This is a genomic window from Escherichia coli DSM 30083 = JCM 1649 = ATCC 11775, assembly GCF_003697165.2.
In the GTDB taxonomy this organism is placed as follows: Bacteria; Pseudomonadota; Gammaproteobacteria; order Enterobacterales; family Enterobacteriaceae; genus Escherichia; species Escherichia coli.
In genome coordinates this window covers 2,556,513-2,576,691 of record NZ_CP033092.2, presented here as the reverse complement: position 1 = coordinate 2,576,691, position 20,179 = coordinate 2,556,513, and the positions used below count along the sequence as shown (strand labels likewise).

Below are 20,179 nucleotides of genomic sequence, written 5' to 3'. Positions count from 1 at the left end.
TTTATTATGCAAAGGAAAACTCTATTGTCGGCCTGTATTGCATTAGCTCTGAGTGGTCAGGGTTGGGCGGCAGATATTACAGAAATAGAAACCACCACAGGTGAAAAGAAAAATACCAATGTGACTTGTCCAGCAGATCCTGGAAAACTCAGTCCAGAAGAGCTTAAACGCTTACCCTCTGAATGCTCCTCTGTAGTCGAACAGAACCTGATGCCATGGCTTGTCACAGGTGCTGCTACTGCGTTAATCACAACCTTAGCCATAGTGGAACTAAACGACGATGATGATCATCATCGCAATAATTCTCCACTTCCACCAACTCCACCTGATGATGATTCAGACGACACTCCAGTTCCTCCAACTCCTGGCGGAGATGAGATAATACCAGACGATGGTCCGGATGATACCCCGACGCCTCCCAAACCGATTGCGTTTAATAATGACGTTATCCTCGATAAAACAGAAAAAACGTTAACTATTCGCGATTCAGTTTTCAGTTATACCGAGAATGCTGATGGGACTATTTCTCTGCAAGATAGCAATGGGCGTAAGGCGACTATTAATCTTTGGCAGATTGATGAAACGAATAACACGGTTGCCCTTGAAGGGATGAGCGCAGATGGTGCAACGAAGTGGCAATATAATCACAACGGTGAGCTCGTTATTACGGGCGACAATACCACAGTAAACAACACTGGAAAAACCATCGTCGACGGCAAAGGCGCCACCGGAACTGAAATCGCGGGTAACAACGCGGTGGTGAATCAGGACGGCGAGCTGGATGTGAGCGGCGGCGGTCACGGGATTGATATCACCGGCGACAGCGCAACTGTGGACAACAAAGGCGGCATGACTGTCACCGATCCGGATTCCATCGGTATTCAGATCGACGGCGACAAGGCGGTTGTCAATAAGGACGGTGACAGTGCCATCAGCAACGGTGGCACCGGCACGCAGGTTAACGGCGACGAAGCCACCGTGAACAATAACGGCAGCACCACCGTTGACGGCAAGGATTCCACGGGCACCGAGATAAACGGTGACAAAGCCATCGTCAACAACGACGGTGACAGCACGATCCTTGATGGCGGCACCGGAACCCGCATTACGGGTGATGATGCGACGGCCAACAACAGCGGCAATACCACCGTAGACGGTCAGGGTTCGACCGGAACTGAAATCGCGGGTAACAACGCGGTGGTGAATCAGGACGGTACACTGGATGTCAGCGGCGGCGGTCACGGTATTGATATCACCGGCGACAGCGCGACGGTGGACAACAAAGGCGGCATGACTGTCACCGATCCTGACTCCATCGGTATTCAGATAGACGGCGACAAGGCGGTCGTGAACAACGACGGTGACAATGCCATCAGCAACGGCGGCACCGGCACGCAGGTTAACGGCGACGAAGCCACCGTGAACAATAACGGCAGCACCACCGTTGACGGCAAGGATTCCACGGGCACCGAGATAAACGGTGACAAAGCCATCGTCAACAACGACGGTGACAGCACGATCCTTGATGGCGGCACCGGAACCCGCATTACGGGTGATGATGCGACGGCCAACAACAGTGGCAATACCACCGTAGACGGTCAGGGTTCGACCGGAACTGAAATCGCGGGTAACAACGCGGTGGTGAACCAGGACGGCGAGCTGGATGTGAGCGGCGGCGGTCACGGTATTGATATCACCGGCGACAGCGCAACGGTGGATAACAAAGGCGGTATGACCGTCACCGATCCGGACTCCATCGGTATTCAGATCGACGGCGACAAAGCGGTTGTCAATAACGACGGTGGCAGTGCCATCAGCAACGGCGGCACCGGCACGCAGATTAACGGTGATGAAGCCACCGTAAACAATAACGGCAATACCACCGTAGACGGTCAGGGTTCGACCGGAACTGAAATCGCGGGTAACAACGCGGTGGTGAACCAGGACGGCGAGCTGGATGTGAGCGGCGGCGGTCACGGTATTGATATCACCGGCGACAGTGCGACGGTGGACAACAAAGGTGGAATGACTGTCACCGATCCGGATTCGATTGGCATTCAGATCGACGGCGACAAGGCGGTCGTGAACAACGACGGTGACAGTGCCATCAGTAACGGCGGCACCGGCACGCAGGTTAACGGTGATGAAGCCACCGTGAACAATAACGGTAAAACCACCGTTGACGGCAAGGATTCCACGGGCACCGAGATAAACGGTGACAAAGCCATCGTCAACAACGACGGCGACAGCACGATCCTTGATGGCGGCACCGGAACCCGCATTACGGGTGATGATGCGACGGCCAACAACAGCGGCAATACCACCGTAGACGGTCAGGGTTCGACCGGAACTGAAATCGCGGGTAATAACGCGGTGGTGAATCAGGACGGCGAGCTGGATGTGAGCGGCGGCGGTCACGGTATTGATATCACCGGCGACAGCGCAACGGTGGACAACAAAGGCGGCATGACTGTCACCGATCCTGACTCCATCGGTATTCAGATCGACGGCGACAAAGCGGTTGTCAATAACGACGGTGACAACGCCATCAGCAACGGCGGCACCGGCACGCAGGTTAACGGCGACGAAGCCACCGTGAACAATAACGGCAACACCACCGTTGACGGCAAGGATTCCACGGGCACCGAGATAAACGGTGACAAAGCTATCGTCAACAACGACGGCGACAGCACGATCCTTGATGGCGGCACCGGAACCCGCATTACGGGTGATGATGCGACGGCCAACAACAGCGGCAATACCACCGTAGACGGTCAGGGTTCGACCGGAACTGAAATCGCGGGTAACAACGCGGTGGTGAACCAGGACGGCGAGCTGGATGTGAGCGGCGGCGGTCACGGTATTGATATCACCGGCGACAGCGCGACGGTGGACAACAAAGGTGGAATGACTGTCACCGATCCGGATTCGATTGGCATTCAGATCGACGGCGACAAGGCGGTCGTGAACAACGACGGTGACAGTGCCATCAGTAACGGCGGCACCGGCACGCAGGTTAACGGCGACGAAGCCACCGTGAACAATAACGGCAACACCACCGTTGACGGCAAGGATTCCACGGGCACCGAGATAAACGGTGACAAAGCCATCGTCAACAACGACGGTGACAGCACGATCCTTGATGGCGGCACCGGAACCCGCATTACGGGTGATGATGCGACGGCCAACAACAGCGGCAATACCACCGTAGACGGTCAGGGTTCGACCGGAACTGAAATCGCGGGTAATAACGCGGTGGTGAACCAGGACGGCGAGCTGGATGTGAGCGGCGGTGGTCACGGGATTGATATCACCGGCGACAGCGCAACGGTGGATAACAAAGGCGGTATGACCGTTACCGATCCGGATTCCATCGGCATTCAGATCGACGGCGACAAGGCGGTCGTGAACAACGACGGTGACAATGCCATCAGCAACGGCGGCACCGGCACGCAGGTTAACGGTGATGAAGCCACCGTAAACAATAACGGCAGCACCACCGTTGACGGACAGGGCTCGACCGGTACCGAAATCGCGGGTAATAACGCGGTGGTGAATCAGGACGGTACACTGGATGTCAGCGGTGGCGGTCACGGTATTGATATCACCGGCGACAGCGCGACGGTGGACAACAAAGGCGGCATGACCGTCACCGATCCGGATTCCATCGGTATTCAGATCGACGGCGACAAGGCAGTTGTCAATAACGAAGGTGACAACGCCATCAGTAACGGCGGCACCGGCACGCAGGTTAACGGTGATGAAGCCACCGTGAACAATAACGGTAAAACCACCGTTGACGGCAAGGATTCCACGGGCACCGAGATAAACGGTGACAAAGCCATTGTCAACAACGACGGTGACAGCACGATCCTTGATGGCGGCACCGGAACCCGCATTACGGGTGATGATGCGACGGCCAACAACAGCGGCAATACCACCGTTGATGGTCAGGGTTCGACCGGTACCGAAATCGCGGGTAATAACGCGGTGGTGAATCAGGACGGCTTACTGGATGTGAGCGGCGGCGGTCACGGCATTGATATCACTGGTGATAGCGCCACTGTAATCAATAAAGGCAATATAACTGTCACGGATAAAGATTCGGTTGGTGTGCTGATTAACGGTGATCGAGCGACCTTTGCCAATACGGGTCATATTGACGTCAATAATTCAGCTACTGGCATGAGCATCACGACCAGCGAGGGGGCCATCTCCCAGGCAGGTAGCATGAATGTTGGTGACTTTTCAACAGGCATGGCGCTCAGTGGTAATAACAACAGTGTGACGTTGGCGGCGAAAGATCTGAACGTTATCGGGCAGAAGGCAACGGGCGTCAACATCTCTGGTGACAATAATGCCGTTGATATCACTGGTAACATTTTGGTAGATAAAGATCAAACCGCGACTAACGCGGTAGATTATTTTTACGAACCGTCTATTGGTGTGAACGTTAGCGGCAACAGTAACACTGTATCGCTAGACGGCAAGTTAACTGTGGTGGCTGACAGTGAACTTACCTCACGTATTTATGCTGACTTTGATGGAAGCCAGGAGAATATTTCCGGGCTTGTCGTATCTGGTGATGATAATACCGTGTATCTGAATGGTGGTATCCAGCTGGTTGGTGAAGAAAATCAATTGACTGATGGTTCTACCGTCGCATCAAATCGCAATGGCTATGGCAAAACACCAGTAATCACTGTTGATGGGAAGTCGTCTGTTTACCTGAACGGGGACTCCACGATTAATGGTGATTTACCTCTAGCCTATTCAGGGATGATTCGGTTGAAGAATAGCGCCATGATTGAGATCGGGGCGGATGCCACGATTAACATGCAGGTAGATATTTATGACCACTATGCGAGATCTGAATCCCAAATGATCTTTGTAGAGTCTGGTGCTGAGTTAGTCAATAAAGGTGATATTGATACTCGAAATATCGGTTTTGCCGCTATTTCTGGTGAAAATTCAACGGGAAGTAACAGTGGCAATATTACGCTTTCTCAGTACAACTATGGCTTGTTAGCAAATGCAGGAGTTGGCTATTTCACGACTAAAGGCGGTAGTGCGGTTAATAATGGTACGATTACTGCGAAAGTCATGGAACAAGAAAGTGTCATTAATTTGGGGGCGTCTCTGGGTCTGAATGAGGCGAACACTTTCTACTCTGATGCGAACAGTATGATGGGGCTTGATGCCTTTGATCACGGATACGTGTCCAATGAAAGCGGTGGCAGCATTGAGATGTATGGTCGCGGCAACGTTGGTATGTTGGCTATTGATGAGAGTACAGCAGAAAACGCTGGGCAAATTACACTGGATGCCCTGTGGGTTGATGCAGATGATACCACCACTTTGCGTAGCAATATTGGTAATGATGCCAGGAGCTATGGCGTTGGTATGGCCGTAGGTACAAATACTTACAGTGGGCCAAGAAAAAATGCTACGGCCGTTAATAAACAGGGTGGTGTAATAACGGTTTATAATGCTGGAATAGGTATGGCCGCCTACGGTGCCAGCAATACCGTGATTAACGAGGGTATCATCAATCTGGAGAAAAACGCTAACTACGATAGTAGTCTGGGAGCAGATTCTCTGATCGGTATGGCCGCCTATAAGAGTGGTACTGCCATTAATGAACAGTCTGGCGTAATTAATATCAATGCTGACAATGGGCAGGCGTTTTATAGTGATGGATCCGGTACTATTCTTAACTATGGAACGATTTGTGTTAACACTAATTGCCTGACGGGCAATGACTATAATGAGACTGACTCTTATACCTCGTTACTTTACACGGGTGGCGATGTAATCACTGCGCAGAATGAAACACAAAATCTGACCCAAAAAGCCTCGATTAACGACAAAAAAGAAGGCAATGTTGTTAACAGTGGTTCGCTTTCCGGTGCTGATATTGCGATTAGTAGCGGTGAATTAGTTAATACATCGACGGGTACTATTAATAATGCCATCATTATCAATGATGGAGAGTTAAGTAACGAAGGCTCTGTGGCGAAGGTGACGCTAAACGCAGGCACGTTCGGGAACACCGGTACGGTTAACTCGCGCATGTTCCAGACAGGAGGAACATTTAATAACCAGCAAGGTGGGGTCGTGCAAAACGGTGCTAACCTGAGTAAAACTGCAATCACCAATAACGAGGGTACCTGGTATCTCGGTGCCAGCAGTAGTAGTGATAGCAATAATGCCAGCATGATGGAGATTTATAATACTGCGGTGTTTAACAACAGCGGTGACTTCATTCTAAATAACAGCAGAAATGCTATTCACTTATATCAGTCTGGGTCGTTCTACAATACCGGTCATATGTTAATTTCTGGTGCTAACTATAGCGGTAACGCAATTAATTACTGGAACGCGAATAATAATGGACGGTTCATTAATAGTGGTACAGTTGATGTTACTGCAAAAGCGCTAGCGACCAGCGGTGTTGATGCCAGTACCAACCATGCATACTTCTGGAACCAAAATAGTGGTATAGTCAATTTTGATAAAGACAGCGGCGTTGCTGTGAAATTCACCCACAGTAATTATGTTGCACAGAATGATGGCACCATGAATATTAGCGGTAATAACGCTATTGCGATGGAAGGGAATAAAAATGCACAGTTGATTAACAACGGCACGATTAATCTTGGAGCACAAGGTACGACAGATACCGGTATGATAGGTATGCAGCTGGATAGCAGTGCGACGGCTGATGCGGTGATCGAGAATAATGGTACTATCAACATATACGCTAATAATTCCTTTGCGTTTAGTATGCTAGGTTCCGTAGGCCACCTCGTGAATAACGGTACGGTAACCATTGCAGATGGGGTGACGGGGTCCGGGCTGATTAAGCAAGGTAATAGCGTTAACATTGAAGGTGTCAATGGCAATAACGGCAATAATAGTGAAGTGCATTATGCTAATTACACACTGCCAGATGTGCCCGGCTCGTCAGTTTTCGTATCTACCGACAATGTTTCAGATAATGGAGGCCAGAACAACCTAAATGGCTATGTTGTGGGAACCAGTTCTGATGGCAGCGCAGGTAAGTTGAAAGTGAGCAATGCAAGCCTGAAGGGTGTTTCCGTTAACACTGGATTTACGTCAGGAACAAGTGCGACTTCTGTTACATTCGATAATGTGGTTCAAGGTAACAATCTTACGGATGCTGATACCATTACATCGACCTCTGTCGTGTGGAGCGCACAAGGTAACACCGATGCTAATGGCAACGTAGACGTCACGATGACCAAAAACGCCTATACGGATGTTGTGACGGATTCTTCAGTTAATAATGTCGCTCAGGTACTGGATACGGGTTACACCAATAACGACCTGTACACTAGTCTGAACGTAGGAACGACTGCTGAACTGAACAGTGCGCTGAAACAAATTAGCGGCAGCCAGGCAACAACGGTATTTAATGAAGCACGAGTGTTAAGTAACCGCTTCAGCATGTTGTCCGATGCAGCACCGGAAGTTGCAAACGGTCTGGCCTTCAACGTGGTAGCGAAAGGCGACCCGCGTGCTGAACTGGGTAACGACACACAGTACGACATGATGGCGCTGCGTAAATCTCTGACGCTGACTGAACATCAGAACCTGAGTCTGGAATACGGGATTGCTCGTCTGGAGGGTAATGGTTCAGATACCGCAGGCGATAACGGAGTGACAGGCGGTTACAGCCAGTTATTCGGTCTGAAACACCAGATGGCCTTTGACAACGGTATGAACTGGAATAACGCCCTGCGTTATGATGTGCACCAGCTCGACAGCAGTCGCTCGATAGCTTACGGCGACGTCAACAAAACCGCTGATGCTAATGTGAAACAACAGTACCTGGAGTTCCGTAGTGAAGGAGCAAAAACCTTTGAGCTGCGTGAAGGGCTGAACGTCACTCCATATGCCGGGGTTAAACTGCGTCACACACTGGAAGGTGGCTATCAGGAACGCAATGCGGGTGACTTTAACCTGAGCATGAACAGCGGCAGCGAAACGGCGGTGGACAGCATCGTTGGGCTGAAACTGGACTATGCAGGGAAAGAAGGCTGGAGTGCGAACGCCACGCTGGAAGGTGGGCCGAATCTGAGCTATGTGAAAAGTCAACGTACTGCGAGTATTTCGGGCGCTGGAAGCCAACGTTTTAACATTGACGATGGTCAGAGTGGCGGTGGTTTCAACAGCCTGGCGACGATGGGTGTGAAATACAGCAGCCAGGAAAGTGCGTTGCAGGTAGATGCATTCCACTGGAAAGAAGACGGCATCAGTGATAAAGGTGTGATGCTAAACTTCAAGAAAACGTTCTAATTTTTAGCATGTAATACATAAACCGCAACGCTGATACAGGTTGCGGTTTTTTTATTGCCGGATGCGGTGCTTGACGTGTCTTAACCTTTCTGGGGTTTCGTGTCTTTCAGGGCAACAGTACAACTCATCCCGCAATCTTGTTTACACCCTCGCATTATTTATCTCTATTCATTTCTATACTGATTTTTCTTAATCCGTTTTATTACAGGGCAGGGTGCGATGAGCAGCAACACATTTACTCTCGGTACAAAATCCGTTAACCGTCTTGGTTATGGCGCGATGCAACTGGCTGGTCCTGGGGTTTTTGGCCCCCCAAGAGATCGCCACGTCGCTATAACCGTGCTGCGCGAGGCGCTGGCATTGGGCGTCAATCATATTGATACCAGCGACTTTTATGGTCCGCACGTCACCAATCAGATTATCCGCGAAGCGCTTTATCCGTACTCTGACGACCTGACAATTGTCACTAAAATTGGTGCGCGGCGTGGAGAGGACGCTTCCTGGTTACCCGCATTTTCTCCGGCAGAGCTGCAAAAAGCGGTACACGATAATCTACGTAATCTCGGCCTGGACGTACTGGATGTGGTTAACCTGCGCGTTATGATGGGGGATGGTCATGGCCCAGCGGAAGGATCGATTGAGGCCAGCCTGACAGTGCTGGCGGAGATGCAACAACAAGGCCTGGTAAAACATATTGGCCTGAGTAACGTCACACCGACGCAGGTTGCAGAGGCGCGAAAGATTGCCGAAATCGTCTGCGTGCAGAACGAATACAACATTGCCCACCGTGCTGATGACGCAATGATTGATGCTTTGGCTCGTGATGGCATTGCCTACGTGCCATTCTTTCCGCTCGGGGGCTTTACGCCGCTGCAATCCTCCACGCTTTCCGATGTTGCTACGAGCCTGGGTGCAACACCAATGCAGGTGGCGCTGGCGTGGCTGTTACAACGTTCACCGAATATTTTGTTGATTCCTGGAACATCTTCTGTTGCGCATTTACGGGAGAATATGGCTGCTGAAAAATTGCATCTTTCTGAGAAAGTGTTGTCTACGTTGGATGGTATTTCGCGAGAATAACGAATATACAAAAGGGAAAGATGCATTTCCCTTTTGTTTCTTTTTTAATGGCATGGAGTGCATATGTTTAAGGCCAGGATTTGCGGCTGGATAATCAGTGAAAAGGCGATGGATTCATTGATTCGTACAGTGATAGATGGTATCTCACTGATATCCAGACGGTAATCAAACAGATGTGTAGGGCATTCATCCACCACATCTTGATATATTCCGAATTTACGTTGATGCTGCGCGTTGTGATATCTCCGCCGTCGGAATTGATGCACCATAGAGCAAACTGAATATCACGGAATGATAAATGACGCTCTACCAGATAAAACCGCTCTTTCAGTCGCTGTTAAGGCCGACGATGTTTTGGCTTTATAAGCACCATGTTACAGCGAATCACATCACTCTTGCTGCACTGGCGCTTTCTCTTCTTACCGGATTGCTGTTGGTGTTGGTGGCACAACCCATCCTCTTTTTGCTATTGCCCATCGTGCTTTTTATCCGTATGACGCTCAATGCGCTGGATGGCATGTTGGCGCGTGAGTGCAATCAGAAAACACGTCTGGGGGCGATTTTGAATGAAACTGGCGATGTTATTTCCGATATTGCGCTCTATTTACCGTTTTTATTTTTACCGGAAAGTAACGCATCACTCGTAATACTCATGTTATTTTGCACCATATTGACCGAGTTTTGCGGTTTACTCGCGCAGACGATTAACGGTATTCGTAGTTATGTCGGTCCATTTGGCAAAAGCGATCGCGCGTTAATATTTGGTCTGTGGGGGCTGGCCATTGCCATTTATCCACAATGGATGCAATGGAATAATCTTTTATGGAGCATTGCTTCAATTCTGCTTCTCTGGACTGCGATTAATCGTTGTCGAAGTGTGCTCCTGATGAGCGCTGAAAGATAATGCTGGAAAAATCTCTGGCAATACTCTTCGCGTTGTTAATTTTAGCAACGCTGATAAACCGTTTTCTGGTATGGCGGTTACCGGAGAGAAAAGGCGATGAAGTAACATTACGTATTCGTACCTGGTGGGGCATCGTCATTTGTTTTTCACTGGTGATTTCAGGTCCACGCTGGATGACGTTGACGTTTTTTGCGCTGATAAGTTTTCTGGCATTGAAAGAATATTGTACGCTTATATCCGTACATTTTCCGCGTTGGTTATATTGGGTTATTCCTCTTAACTATTTGCTTATCGGTTTTAATTGCTTTGAGCTGTTTCTGTTATTTATACCTTTGGCTGGGTTTCTGATATTAGCCACCTGGCGAGTTTTTGTAGGTGACCCCTCTGGTTTTCTGCATACCGTGAGTGCCATTTTTTGTGGCTGGATAATGACCGTTTTCACCTTGAGTCATGCCGCCTGGTTATTAATGTTGCCAACCATAAATATCCAGGGCGGGGCGTTACTGGTGTTATTTCTTTTGGCGTTAACCGAGTCAAACGATATTGCACAGTATTTATGGGGAAAATTCTGCGGCAGAAGAAAAGTGGTCCCCAAAGTCAGCCCGGGAAAAACGCTGGAAGGTCTGGTTGGAGGAGTAATCACCACCATGATTGCGTCACTGATTATTGGACCGTTACTGACACCGCTAAATACATTACAGGTATTATTAGCGGGTTTGTTAATTGGTATTAGTGGTTTTTGCGGCGATGTAGTGATGTCAGCCACCAAACGAGATGTTGGTGTTAAAGATAGCGGAAAACTATTACCAGGACATGGCGGACTCCTTGACAGGATTGACTCATTAATTTTCACCGCTCCGGTATTTTTTTATTTTATTCGCTACTGCTGTTACTGAAGGAAAACAGAGAAAATGGAAAATTCACGCATCCCTGGGGAGCATTTTTTTACCACCAGTGATAATACAGCGTTGTTTTATCGGCACTGGCCCACTTTACTGCCAGGGGCGAAAAAGGTCATCGTCTTATTTCATCGCGGTCATGAACATTCTGGTCGTCTACAACATATCGTTGATGAACTGGCGATGCCAGATACTGCTTTTTATGCATGGGATGCCCGAGGGCATGGACAAACTTCGGGGCCGCGTGGTTATAGTCCGTCTCTTGCGCGTTCAGTGCAGGATGTTGATGAATTTGTCCGTTTTGCTGCCAGCGACAGCCAGGTCGGACTGGAAGAGGTGGTTGTGATCGCGCAAAGCGTCGGCGCAGTGATGGTTGCCACATGGGTTCATGATTATGCGCCTGCTATTCGCGGACTAGTGCTGGCATCTCCGGCCTTTAAGGTTAAATTGTATGTGCCGCTGGCACGTCCTGGGCTGGCGTTATGGCATCGTCTGCGTGGTCTGTTTTTTATTAATTCCTATGTGAAAGGGCGTTATCTGACCCACGATCGGCAACGGGTGGCGAGTTTCAATAATGATCCGCTGATCACACGGGCGATTGCCGTCAATATCTTGCTCGATCTCTATAAAACGTCTGAACGTATTGTTAGCGATGCGGCGGCGATTACGCTCCCCACGCAACTTCTGATATCAGGCGATGACTATGTGGTGCATCGCCAACCGCAGATTGATTTTTATCAGCGTTTACGTAGTCCTCTGAAAGAGCTGCATCTGCTGCCAGGCTTTTATCACGACACGTTGGGTGAAGAGAACAGGGCGCAGGCATTTGAAAAAATGCAAAGCTTTATCAGCCGTTTATATGCTAACAAGTCGCAAAAATTTGATTATCAGCATGAAGACCGCACAGGACCATCAGCGGATCGCTGGCGGCTCCTTTCTGGTGGACCCGTGCCGTTATCGCCGGTTGATTTGGCGTATCGCTTTATGCGAAAGGCGATGAAACTGTTCGGGGCGCACTCTGCGGGCCTGCATCTCGGAATGAGTACCGGCTTTGATTCAGGCAGTTCGCTGGATTATGTCTATCAAAATCAACCGCAAGGCAGTAACGCATTCGGGCGCTTTATCGACAAAATCTACCTGAACAGTGTTGGCTGGCGCGGTATTCGCCAGCGCAAAACCCATTTACAAATGCTGATTAAACAAGCCGTTGCCCATCTCCACGCCAAAGGTTTAGCCGTCCGCGTGGTTGACATTGCCGCAGGGCATGGGCGCTATGTACTGGATGCGCTGGCAAACGAGCCTGCCGTAAGCGATATTTTGTTACGTGATTACAGCGAGTTAAATGTTGCACAGGGGCAAGAGATGATTGCTCAACGGGGAATGTCTGGGCGGGTGCGTTTTGAACAGGGCGATGCGTTTAACCTGGAGGAACTCAGCGCGTTAACTCCGCGGCCTACGCTGGCGATTGTCTCTGGCCTGTATGAGCTTTTCCCCGAAAATGAGCAGGTAAAAAACTCACTCGCAGGTCTTGCCAATGCCATCGATCCGGGTGGCATTCTCATCTACACCGGGCAGCCGTGGCACCCACAACTGGAGCTGATTGCCGGGGTGTTAACCAGTCATAAAGATGGTAAACCGTGGGTAATGCGCGTGCGTTCGCAAGGGGAGATGGATTCGCTCGTGCATGATGCCGGATTCGATAAATGCACACAACGGATTGATGTGTGGGGCATTTTTACGGTTTCGATGGCGGTGCGTCGTGATAACTGAACGCCGGAACGTATTGCTACAAGGAGCTGGCTGGTTATTGTTGCTGGCCCCGTTTTTCTTCTTTACATATGGATTTCTTAATCAGTTCACCGCGACTCAGGATCTTAACAACCATGATATCCCCAGTCAGGTATTCGGTTGGGAAACGGCGATCCCTTTTCTTCCCTGGACTATTGTTCCTTACTGGAGTCTGGATCTTTTATATGGATTTTCGCTGTTCATTTGTAGCTCGACATTCGAACAGCGCCGACTGGTTCACCGGCTTATTCTGGCAACGGTAATGGCCTGCTGCGGTTTTTTTCTCTATCCGCTGAAGTTTAGTTTTATCCGTCCTGAAGTGAGTGGGGTGACAGGATGGCTATTTTCGCAACTTGAACTGTTTGATCTGCCTTATAACCAGTCTCCTTCGCTGCATATTATTCTCTGCTGGCTACTTTGGCGTCACTTTCGTCAGCATCTGGCTGTGAGGTGGCGTAAAGTCTGCGGCGGATGGTTTTTACTCATCGCCATTTCGACGCTGACGACCTGGCAGCATCATTTTATTGATGTCATCACGGGGCTGGCGGTAGGTATGTTAATTGACTGGATGGTGCCCGTCGACCGTCGTTGGAATTATCAGAAACCTGATCAACGTCGAATCAAAATAGCACTGCCATATGTCGCAGGCGCGTGCTCGTGCATTGTGTTGATGGAGCTAATGATAATGCTTCAGTTATGGTGGTCAGTCTGGTTATGTTGGCCAGTATTATCGCTATTCATCATTGGCCGTGGGTACGGTGGGCTTGGCGCGATAACAACAGGGAAAGATAGTCAGGGGAAACTCCCGCCCGCCGTTTACTGGCTGACATTGCCCTGGCGTATCGGGATGTGGCTGTCTATGCGTTGGTTTTGTCTTCGCCTGGAGCCGGTGAGCAAAATTACTGCTGGTGTTTATTTAGGGGCGTTTCCACGACATATTCCGGCACAGAATGCGGTTCTGGACGTCACCTTTGAATTCCCTCGCGGACGAGCGACAAAAGATCGACTCTATTTTTGTGTACCGATGTTGGATCGGGTGGTTCCGGAAGAGGGGGAGCTCCGACAGGCCGTGGCGATGCTGGAAACATTACGCGAAGAGCAAGGCAGCGTTCTGGTCCATTGCGCGTTGGGATTATCGCGCAGTGCGCTGGTGGTGGCGGCATGGCTGTTATGTTACGGACATTGTAAAACCGTTGATGAAGCGATTAGTTATATTCGAGCCAGACGCTCGCGGATTGTGCTTAAGGAAGAGCACAAAGCGATGCTGAAATTATGGGAAAACAGGTAAGCGGATTGAGATGTGGACTGAATATCTACAGTCCACATCAAGATCGTGTCCGGTTATGCAGCAACAATACTGTCGATGGCTGCTTTCGCGTCAGACTGCGCTTTCGCTGCCATTTCCGGGCCGTACGCGATCCCTTCGGCGAAGACAAATTTCACATCGGTAATGCCGATAAAGCCCAGGAATGTGGACAGATACGGCGTCACCAGATCCGTTGGGCCATCTTTATGGATCCCACCGCGGCTGGTGATAACGATGGCTTTTTTACCGGTGACCAGGCCTTCCGGACCGTTCTCGGTATAGCGGAAAGTAACGCCTGCACGTGCAACCAGGTCAAAATAGTTTTTCAACTGGGTCGAGATATTGAAGTTATACATCGGTGCCGCAATAACGATAACGTCGTGGGCTTTCAGCTCGGCAATCAGCTCATCGGAAAGCGCCAGAGCTTCCTGCTGACGCGGAGTCAGCGGCGCATCGCTCGGACGCAGTGCACCAACCAGTTCGCCATCCAGGACCGGAATCGGATTTGCAGCCAGGTCACGCACGGTGATTTCATCAGCGGAGTGCTTTTCGCGCCATTGTTCAACAAAATAATCGGACAACTGATTAGACTGAGAGTACCCTGCCAGGATGCTGGATTTAAGAACTAATACCTTGCTCATGGTGTTTCCTTATAGATATTTGAATGGGCAATGCCCCGTTGCTTGTTGACACTTTATTCACAATCCTGCCACAGAGATAGCGCAATAAATCGAAGCCTATGTTCGAATTTATTGAACAACGCATAGAAAGCCGCGATGTGGTACTCTATATCTATCATTTAAAAGAAAATTAATCAGGCAGACTACTGCCCACTAACGTTATGACAGAACAACAAAAATTGACCTTTACTGCCTTGCAGCAGCGGCTGGATTCGCTGATGCTGCGTGACAGACTGCGTTTTTCTCGCCGTCTGCACGGCGTGAAGAAGGTTAAAAATCCTGATGCACAACAGGCCATTTTCCAGGAGATGGCGAAAGAGATTGACCATGCGGCAGGGAAAGTCCTGCTGCGTGAAGCGGCACGACCGGAGATTACTTACCCGGACAATTTGCCGGTTAGTCAGAAAAAACAGGACATTCTCGAAGCGATTCGTGACCACCAGGTGGTGATCGTCGCCGGGGAAACGGGTTCCGGTAAAACGACTCAGCTACCGAAAATCTGTATGGAGCTGGGTCGCGGGATTAAAGGGCTGATCGGCCATACCCAGCCGCGTCGGCTGGCGGCGCGAACGGTGGCGAACCGTATTGCGGAAGAGCTAAAAACGGAGCCGGGCGGTTGCATCGGTTACAAAGTGCGTTTCAGCGATCACGTCAGTGATAACACGATGGTCAAGCTGATGACCGACGGTATCTTGCTGGCAGAGATCCAGCAAGACCGCCTGCTGATGCAGTACGACACCATCATTATTGACGAAGCGCACGAACGCAGCCTGAATATCGATTTTCTCCTCGGCTATTTGAAAGAGTTGCTGCCGCGGCGTCCTGACCTAAAAATTATTATCACTTCCGCGACTATCGACCCGGAACGCTTTTCGCGCCACTTTAATAATGCGCCGATTATCGAAGTCTCCGGTCGGACCTATCCGGTGGAAGTGCGCTATCGCCCGATTGTTGAAGAAGCTGATGACACCGAGCGCGACCAGTTGCAGGCGATTTTCGATGCCGTAGATGAACTGAGCCAGGAAAGCCCTGGCGACATTCTGATTTTTATGAGCGGCGAGCGAGAAATTCGCGATACCGCCGATGCGCTGAACAAGCTGAACTTACGCCATACGGAAATTCTTCCGCTTTATGCACGGCTTTCGAACAGCGAGCAGAACCGCGTCTTCCAGTCGCACAGCGGACGGCGCATTGTGCTGGCGACTAACGTCGCGGAAACCTCGCTGACCGTACCGGGGATTAAATACGTTATCGACCCAGGTACGGCGCGTATCAGCCGCTACAGCTATCGCACCAAAGTGCAGCGTTTGCCGATTGAGCCAATTTCGCAGGCTTCAGCTAATCAGCGTAAAGGCCGCTGCGGTCGTGTGTCAGAAGGGATCTGTATTCGTCTCTATTCCGAAGACGATTTCCTCTCGCGCCCGGAGTTTACCGACCCAGAAATTCTGCGTACTAACCTGGCCTCGGTTATTTTGCAGATGACCGCACTGGGCTTGGGCGATATCGCCGCATTCCCGTTTGTCGAAGCACCGGATAAACGCAATATCCAGGATGGCGTGCGTCTGCTCGAAGAACTGGGCGCGATCACCACGGATGAACAGGCCAGCGCCTATAAACTGACGCCGCTCGGTCGCCAGCTCTCGCAGTTGCCTGTCGACCCACGTCTGGCGCGTATGGTGCTGGAAGCGCAAAAACATGGCTGCGTGCGTGAGGCGATGATTATCACTTCCGCGCTCTCTATTCAGGACCCGCGTGAGCGGCCAATGGACAAGCAGCAGGCATCGGACGAAAAACATCGTCGCTTCCACGACAAAGAGTCTGACTTCCTCGCGTTTGTGAATCTGTGGAATTATCTTGGCGAGCAGCAAAAGGCGCTTTCTTCAAACGCCTTCCGTCGCCTGTGCCGTACTGATTATCTCAACTATCTGCGCGTGCGCGAATGGCAGGATATCTACACCCAGTTGCGCCAGGTGGTGAAAGAACTTGGCATTCCGGTTAACAGCGAACCGGCGGATTATCGCGAAATTCACATTGCGTTGCTGACCGGTTTGCTTTCGCATATCGGCATGAAAGATGCCGATAAACAAGAATATACCGGCGCACGTAACGCGCGTTTCTCCATCTTCCCCGGTTCCGGCTTATTCAAAAAACCGCCGAAATGGGTAATGGTGGCGGAACTGGTAGAAACCAGCCGCCTGTGGGGACGCATTGCTGCGCGGATCGACCCGGAATGGGTGGAGCCAGTTGCTCAGCATTTGATTAAACGCACCTATAGCGAACCGCACTGGGAACGGGCGCAGGGCGCGGTGATGGCAACGGAAAAAGTCACTGTTTATGGTTTGCCGATTGTTGCCGCGCGCAAGGTCAACTACAGCCAGATCGATCCGGCGTTATGTCGTGAACTCTTTATTCGCCACGCGCTGGTGGAAGGTGACTGGCAGACGCGTCACGCATTCTTCCGTGAAAACCTGAAACTACGGGCCGAAGTGGAAGAACTGGAACACAAAACTCGTCGCCGCGATATTCTGGTGGATGACGAAACGTTGTTTGAGTTCTACGACCAGCGCATCAGCCACGATGTGATCTCCGCACGCCATTTCGACAGCTGGTGGAAAAAAGTCAGCCGCGAAACGCCTGATTTGCTCAACTTTGAAAAGAGCATGTTGATCAAAGAAGGGGCGGAAAAAATCAGCAAACTGGATTACCCGAACTTCTGGCATCAGGGCAATCTCAAACTGCGTTTGAGCTATCAGTTTGAGCCCGGCGCGGATGCTGACGGTGTGACCGTGCATATCCCGCTGCCGCTACTTAACCAGGTTGAGGAGAGTGGGTTTGAGTGGCAGATCCCCGGTCTGCGTCGTGAGCTGATCATCGCCCTGATTAAATCGCTGCCGAAGCCGGTACGCCGTAATTTTGTGCCCGCGCCAAACTTCGCCGAAGCGTTTTTAGGCCGCGTCACACCGCTGGAATTGCCGTTGCTCGACAGCCTTGAACGAGAGTTACGGCGGATGACTGGCGTCACCGTTGACCGCGAAGACTGGCACTGGGATCAGGTGCCCGATCACCTGAAAATCACTTTCCGCGTGGTGGATGACAAAAACAAGAAGCTAAAAGAAGGGCGCTCATTACAGGATCTGAAAGACGCCCTGAAAGGCAAAGTGCAGGAAACGCTGTCTGCCGTGGCGGATGACGGTATCGAGCAGAGCGGTTTACATATCTGGAGTTTTGGTCAACTGCCGGAAAGCTACGAGCAGAAGCGCGGCAACTACAAAGTGAAGGCTTGGCCGGCGCTGGTGGATGAGCGTGACAGCGTAGCGATCAAACTGTTTGATAACCCGCTGGAACAGAAGCAGGCAATGTGGAGCGGTCTTCGCCGTTTACTGCTGCTAAATATTCCATCGCCGATCAAGTACTTGCACGAAAAGCTGCCAAACAAAGCCAAGCTGGGGCTGTACTTTAACCCGTATGGCAAAGTGCTGGAGCTGATCGATGACTGTATCTCATGCGGTGTGGATAAATTAATCGACGCCAACGGCGGTCCGGTCTGGACGGAAGAAGGCTTTGCTGCGCTGCATGAAAAAGTCCGCGCTGAACTGAACGACACGGTGGTGGATATTGCGAAGCAGGTCGAGCAAATCCTCACTGCGGTGTTCAATATCAACAAACGTCTGAAAGGGCGGGTGGATATGACCATGGCGCTGGGGCTTTCTGACATTAAAGCGCAGATGGGCGGGCTGGTGTATCGCGGTTTTGTCACTGGTAACGGCTTCAAACGGCTGGGCGACACGCTGCGTTATTTGCAGGCGATTGAAAAACGACTGGAAAAACTGGCGATTGATCCACATCGCGACCGTGCTCAGATGCTGAAAGTCGAAAACGTCCAGCAGGCGTGGCAGCAATGGATCAACAAACTACCGCCTGCACGTCGTGAGGATGAAGACGTGAAAGAGGTCCGCTGGATGATAGAAGAGCTGCGCGTTAGTTACTTCGCTCAACAACTTGGCACGCCTTATCCGATTTCGGATAAGCGTATTTTGCAGGCGATGGAGCAGATTAGCGGTTAACACTGCTATTTGCCTGATAAATCTAAAACCCGGTAAGCATTTAGCGCCGGGTTTTTTATTAATTCTAAAAACGATAAGGGAAAAGATTCAGGAGTTCAGAAAAATACAATTCTCTGCTGCAAGATGAATAATGTTTATCTACAGCATTTCCTTAAAAGATATGTCAGGCTGGCGGAGTGGCAGTTAAGGAAATACGACTTCCTCCTTTCAGAGTGCTCCGCTTCTCACTATTATCTCACGCAGTATTCTTAAGGGAACGATAAGGAGGAACCATGAATATTACCCCGTTTCCGACGCTTTCGCCGGCAACCATAGATGCCATAAATGTTATCGGACAGTGGCTGGCGCAGGATGATTTCTCCGGTGAGGTGCCGTATCAGGCCGATTGCGTGATCCTTGCAGGCAATGCGGTTATGCCGACTATCGATGCGGCATGTAAGATTGCCCGCGATCAGCAAATTCCTTTACTGATTAGTGGTGGTATCGGTCACTCGACAACTTTTTTGTATAGCGCCATCGCACAGCATCCACACTACAACACTATCCGCACCACTGGCAGAGCTGAAGCTACCATCCTGGCGGATATCGCTCATCAGTTCTGGCATATTCCGCATGAAAAAATCTGGATTGAAGACCAGTCAACAAACTGCGGTGAAAACGCACGCTTTAGCATCGCGCTATTGAATCAGGCCGTAGAACGAGTTCATACGGCTATCGTTGTTCAGGACCCCACCATGCAGCGGCGCACGATGGCGACGTTCCGCCGTATAACCGGGGATAATCCCGATGCACCACGCTGGTTAAGTTATCCCGGATTCGTTCCTCAGTTAGGAAATAACGCAGACAGTGTAATCTTTGTTAATCCGTTGCAAGGATTATGGCCGGTTGAGCGTTATCTATCGCTACTCACTGGCGAGCTGCCGCGTTTACGCGATGATAGCGATGGCTACGGCCCCCGCGGGCGAGATTTTATCGTTCACGTTGATTTTCCGGCAGAAGTCATCCAGGCATGGCAAACGCTGAAACACGATGCGGTGCTCATCGAGGCGATGGAAAGTCGCTCGTTACGTTAAAAATTGCCCGTTCGTGAACCAATTGTTTGCAAACGGGCATGACTTCTGACTTTTATTTCTGCC

9 protein-coding genes are annotated in these 20,179 nt (G+C 50.5%); 8 read left to right on the top strand and 1 reads right to left on the bottom strand.

Going from position 1 to position 20,179, the window contains the following annotated elements:
• The first annotated feature begins 6 nt into the window (after positions 1–6).
• The 6 genes from EAS44_RS13515 (at position 7) to ynbD (ending at position 14,281) form a co-directional block, all read left to right on the top strand.
• Positions 7–8,322 (top strand): autotransported outer membrane protein involved in cell adhesion, encoded by an 8,316-nt coding sequence (locus tag EAS44_RS13515; RefSeq protein WP_015952995.1) that lies wholly within the window; start codon positions 7–9, stop codon positions 8,320–8,322.
• Between the two features lie 219 nt (positions 8,323–8,541).
• On the top strand, positions 8,542–9,402 hold the full coding sequence (gene pdxI / locus EAS44_RS13510) for a pyridoxine 4-dehydrogenase (RefSeq protein WP_000097805.1): 861 nt from the start codon (positions 8,542–8,544) through the stop codon (positions 9,400–9,402).
• A 298-nt stretch (positions 9,403–9,700) separates the two neighbouring features.
• Positions 9,701–10,306 carry a CDP-alcohol phosphatidyltransferase family protein gene (gene ynbA / locus EAS44_RS13500; protein ID WP_000177540.1) on the top strand — a complete coding sequence of 202 codons (606 nt, stop codon included), beginning with the start codon at positions 9,701–9,703 and terminating at the stop codon, positions 10,304–10,306.
• Complete coding sequence (gene ynbB / locus EAS44_RS13495; protein ID WP_000890902.1) at positions 10,306–11,202, top strand: phosphatidate cytidylyltransferase; 897 nt, start codon at positions 10,306–10,308, stop codon at positions 11,200–11,202. Before ynbA ends, ynbB begins: the two co-directional genes overlap by 1 nt.
• 15 nt (positions 11,203–11,217) lie before the next feature.
• Positions 11,218–12,975, top strand: coding sequence for a bifunctional alpha/beta hydrolase/class I SAM-dependent methyltransferase (gene ynbC, locus EAS44_RS13490; protein ID WP_000431871.1), 1,758 nt, complete (start codon positions 11,218–11,220; stop codon positions 12,973–12,975).
• Positions 12,976–12,988: 13 nt separating this feature from the next.
• Positions 12,989–14,281 carry a phosphatase PAP2/dual specificity phosphatase family protein gene (gene ynbD, locus EAS44_RS13485; protein ID WP_001350641.1) on the top strand — a complete coding sequence of 431 codons (1,293 nt, stop codon included), beginning with the start codon at positions 12,989–12,991 and terminating at the stop codon, positions 14,279–14,281.
• Between the two features lie 53 nt (positions 14,282–14,334).
• Here the strand turns inward: ynbD and azoR are convergent, their stop codons facing one another.
• Positions 14,335–14,940 carry an FMN-dependent NADH-azoreductase gene (azoR, locus tag EAS44_RS13480; RefSeq protein WP_000048948.1) on the bottom strand — a complete coding sequence of 202 codons (606 nt, stop codon included), beginning with the start codon at positions 14,938–14,940 and terminating at the stop codon, positions 14,335–14,337.
• 200 nt (positions 14,941–15,140) lie between these two features.
• On the opposite strand from azoR, the gene hrpA reads away from it, so the two are divergent.
• On the top strand, positions 15,141–19,043 hold the full coding sequence (gene hrpA, locus EAS44_RS13475) for an ATP-dependent RNA helicase HrpA (RefSeq protein WP_000139522.1): 3,903 nt from the start codon (positions 15,141–15,143) through the stop codon (positions 19,041–19,043).
• A gap of 272 nt (positions 19,044–19,315) precedes the next feature.
• A complete protein-coding gene (ydcF, locus tag EAS44_RS13470) occupies positions 19,316–20,116 on the top strand; it encodes a DUF218 domain-containing protein YdcF (RefSeq protein ID WP_001027934.1) in 801 nt (266 codons plus the stop codon).
• Positions 20,117–20,179: the final 63 nt, after the last annotated feature.

Excerpts from the sequence above, each read along its gene's own strand:
- ynbB (WP_000890902.1), top strand. The coding sequence starts at position 10,306 with ATGCTGGAAAAATCTCTGGCAATACTCTTCGCGTTGTTAATTTTAGCA.
- pdxI (WP_000097805.1), top strand. The coding sequence starts at position 8,542 with ATGAGCAGCAACACATTTACTCTCGGTACAAAATCCGTTAACCGTCTT.
- azoR (WP_000048948.1), bottom strand. The coding sequence starts at position 14,940 with ATGAGCAAGGTATTAGTTCTTAAATCCAGCATCCTGGCAGGGTACTCT.
- ynbC (WP_000431871.1), top strand. The coding sequence starts at position 11,218 with ATGGAAAATTCACGCATCCCTGGGGAGCATTTTTTTACCACCAGTGAT.
- ynbA (WP_000177540.1), top strand. The coding sequence starts at position 9,701 with ATGACGCTCTACCAGATAAAACCGCTCTTTCAGTCGCTGTTAAGGCCG.
- hrpA (WP_000139522.1), top strand. The coding sequence starts at position 15,141 with ATGACAGAACAACAAAAATTGACCTTTACTGCCTTGCAGCAGCGGCTG.
- ydcF (WP_001027934.1), top strand. The coding sequence starts at position 19,316 with ATGAATATTACCCCGTTTCCGACGCTTTCGCCGGCAACCATAGATGCC.
- EAS44_RS13515 (WP_015952995.1), top strand. The coding sequence starts at position 7 with ATGCAAAGGAAAACTCTATTGTCGGCCTGTATTGCATTAGCTCTGAGT.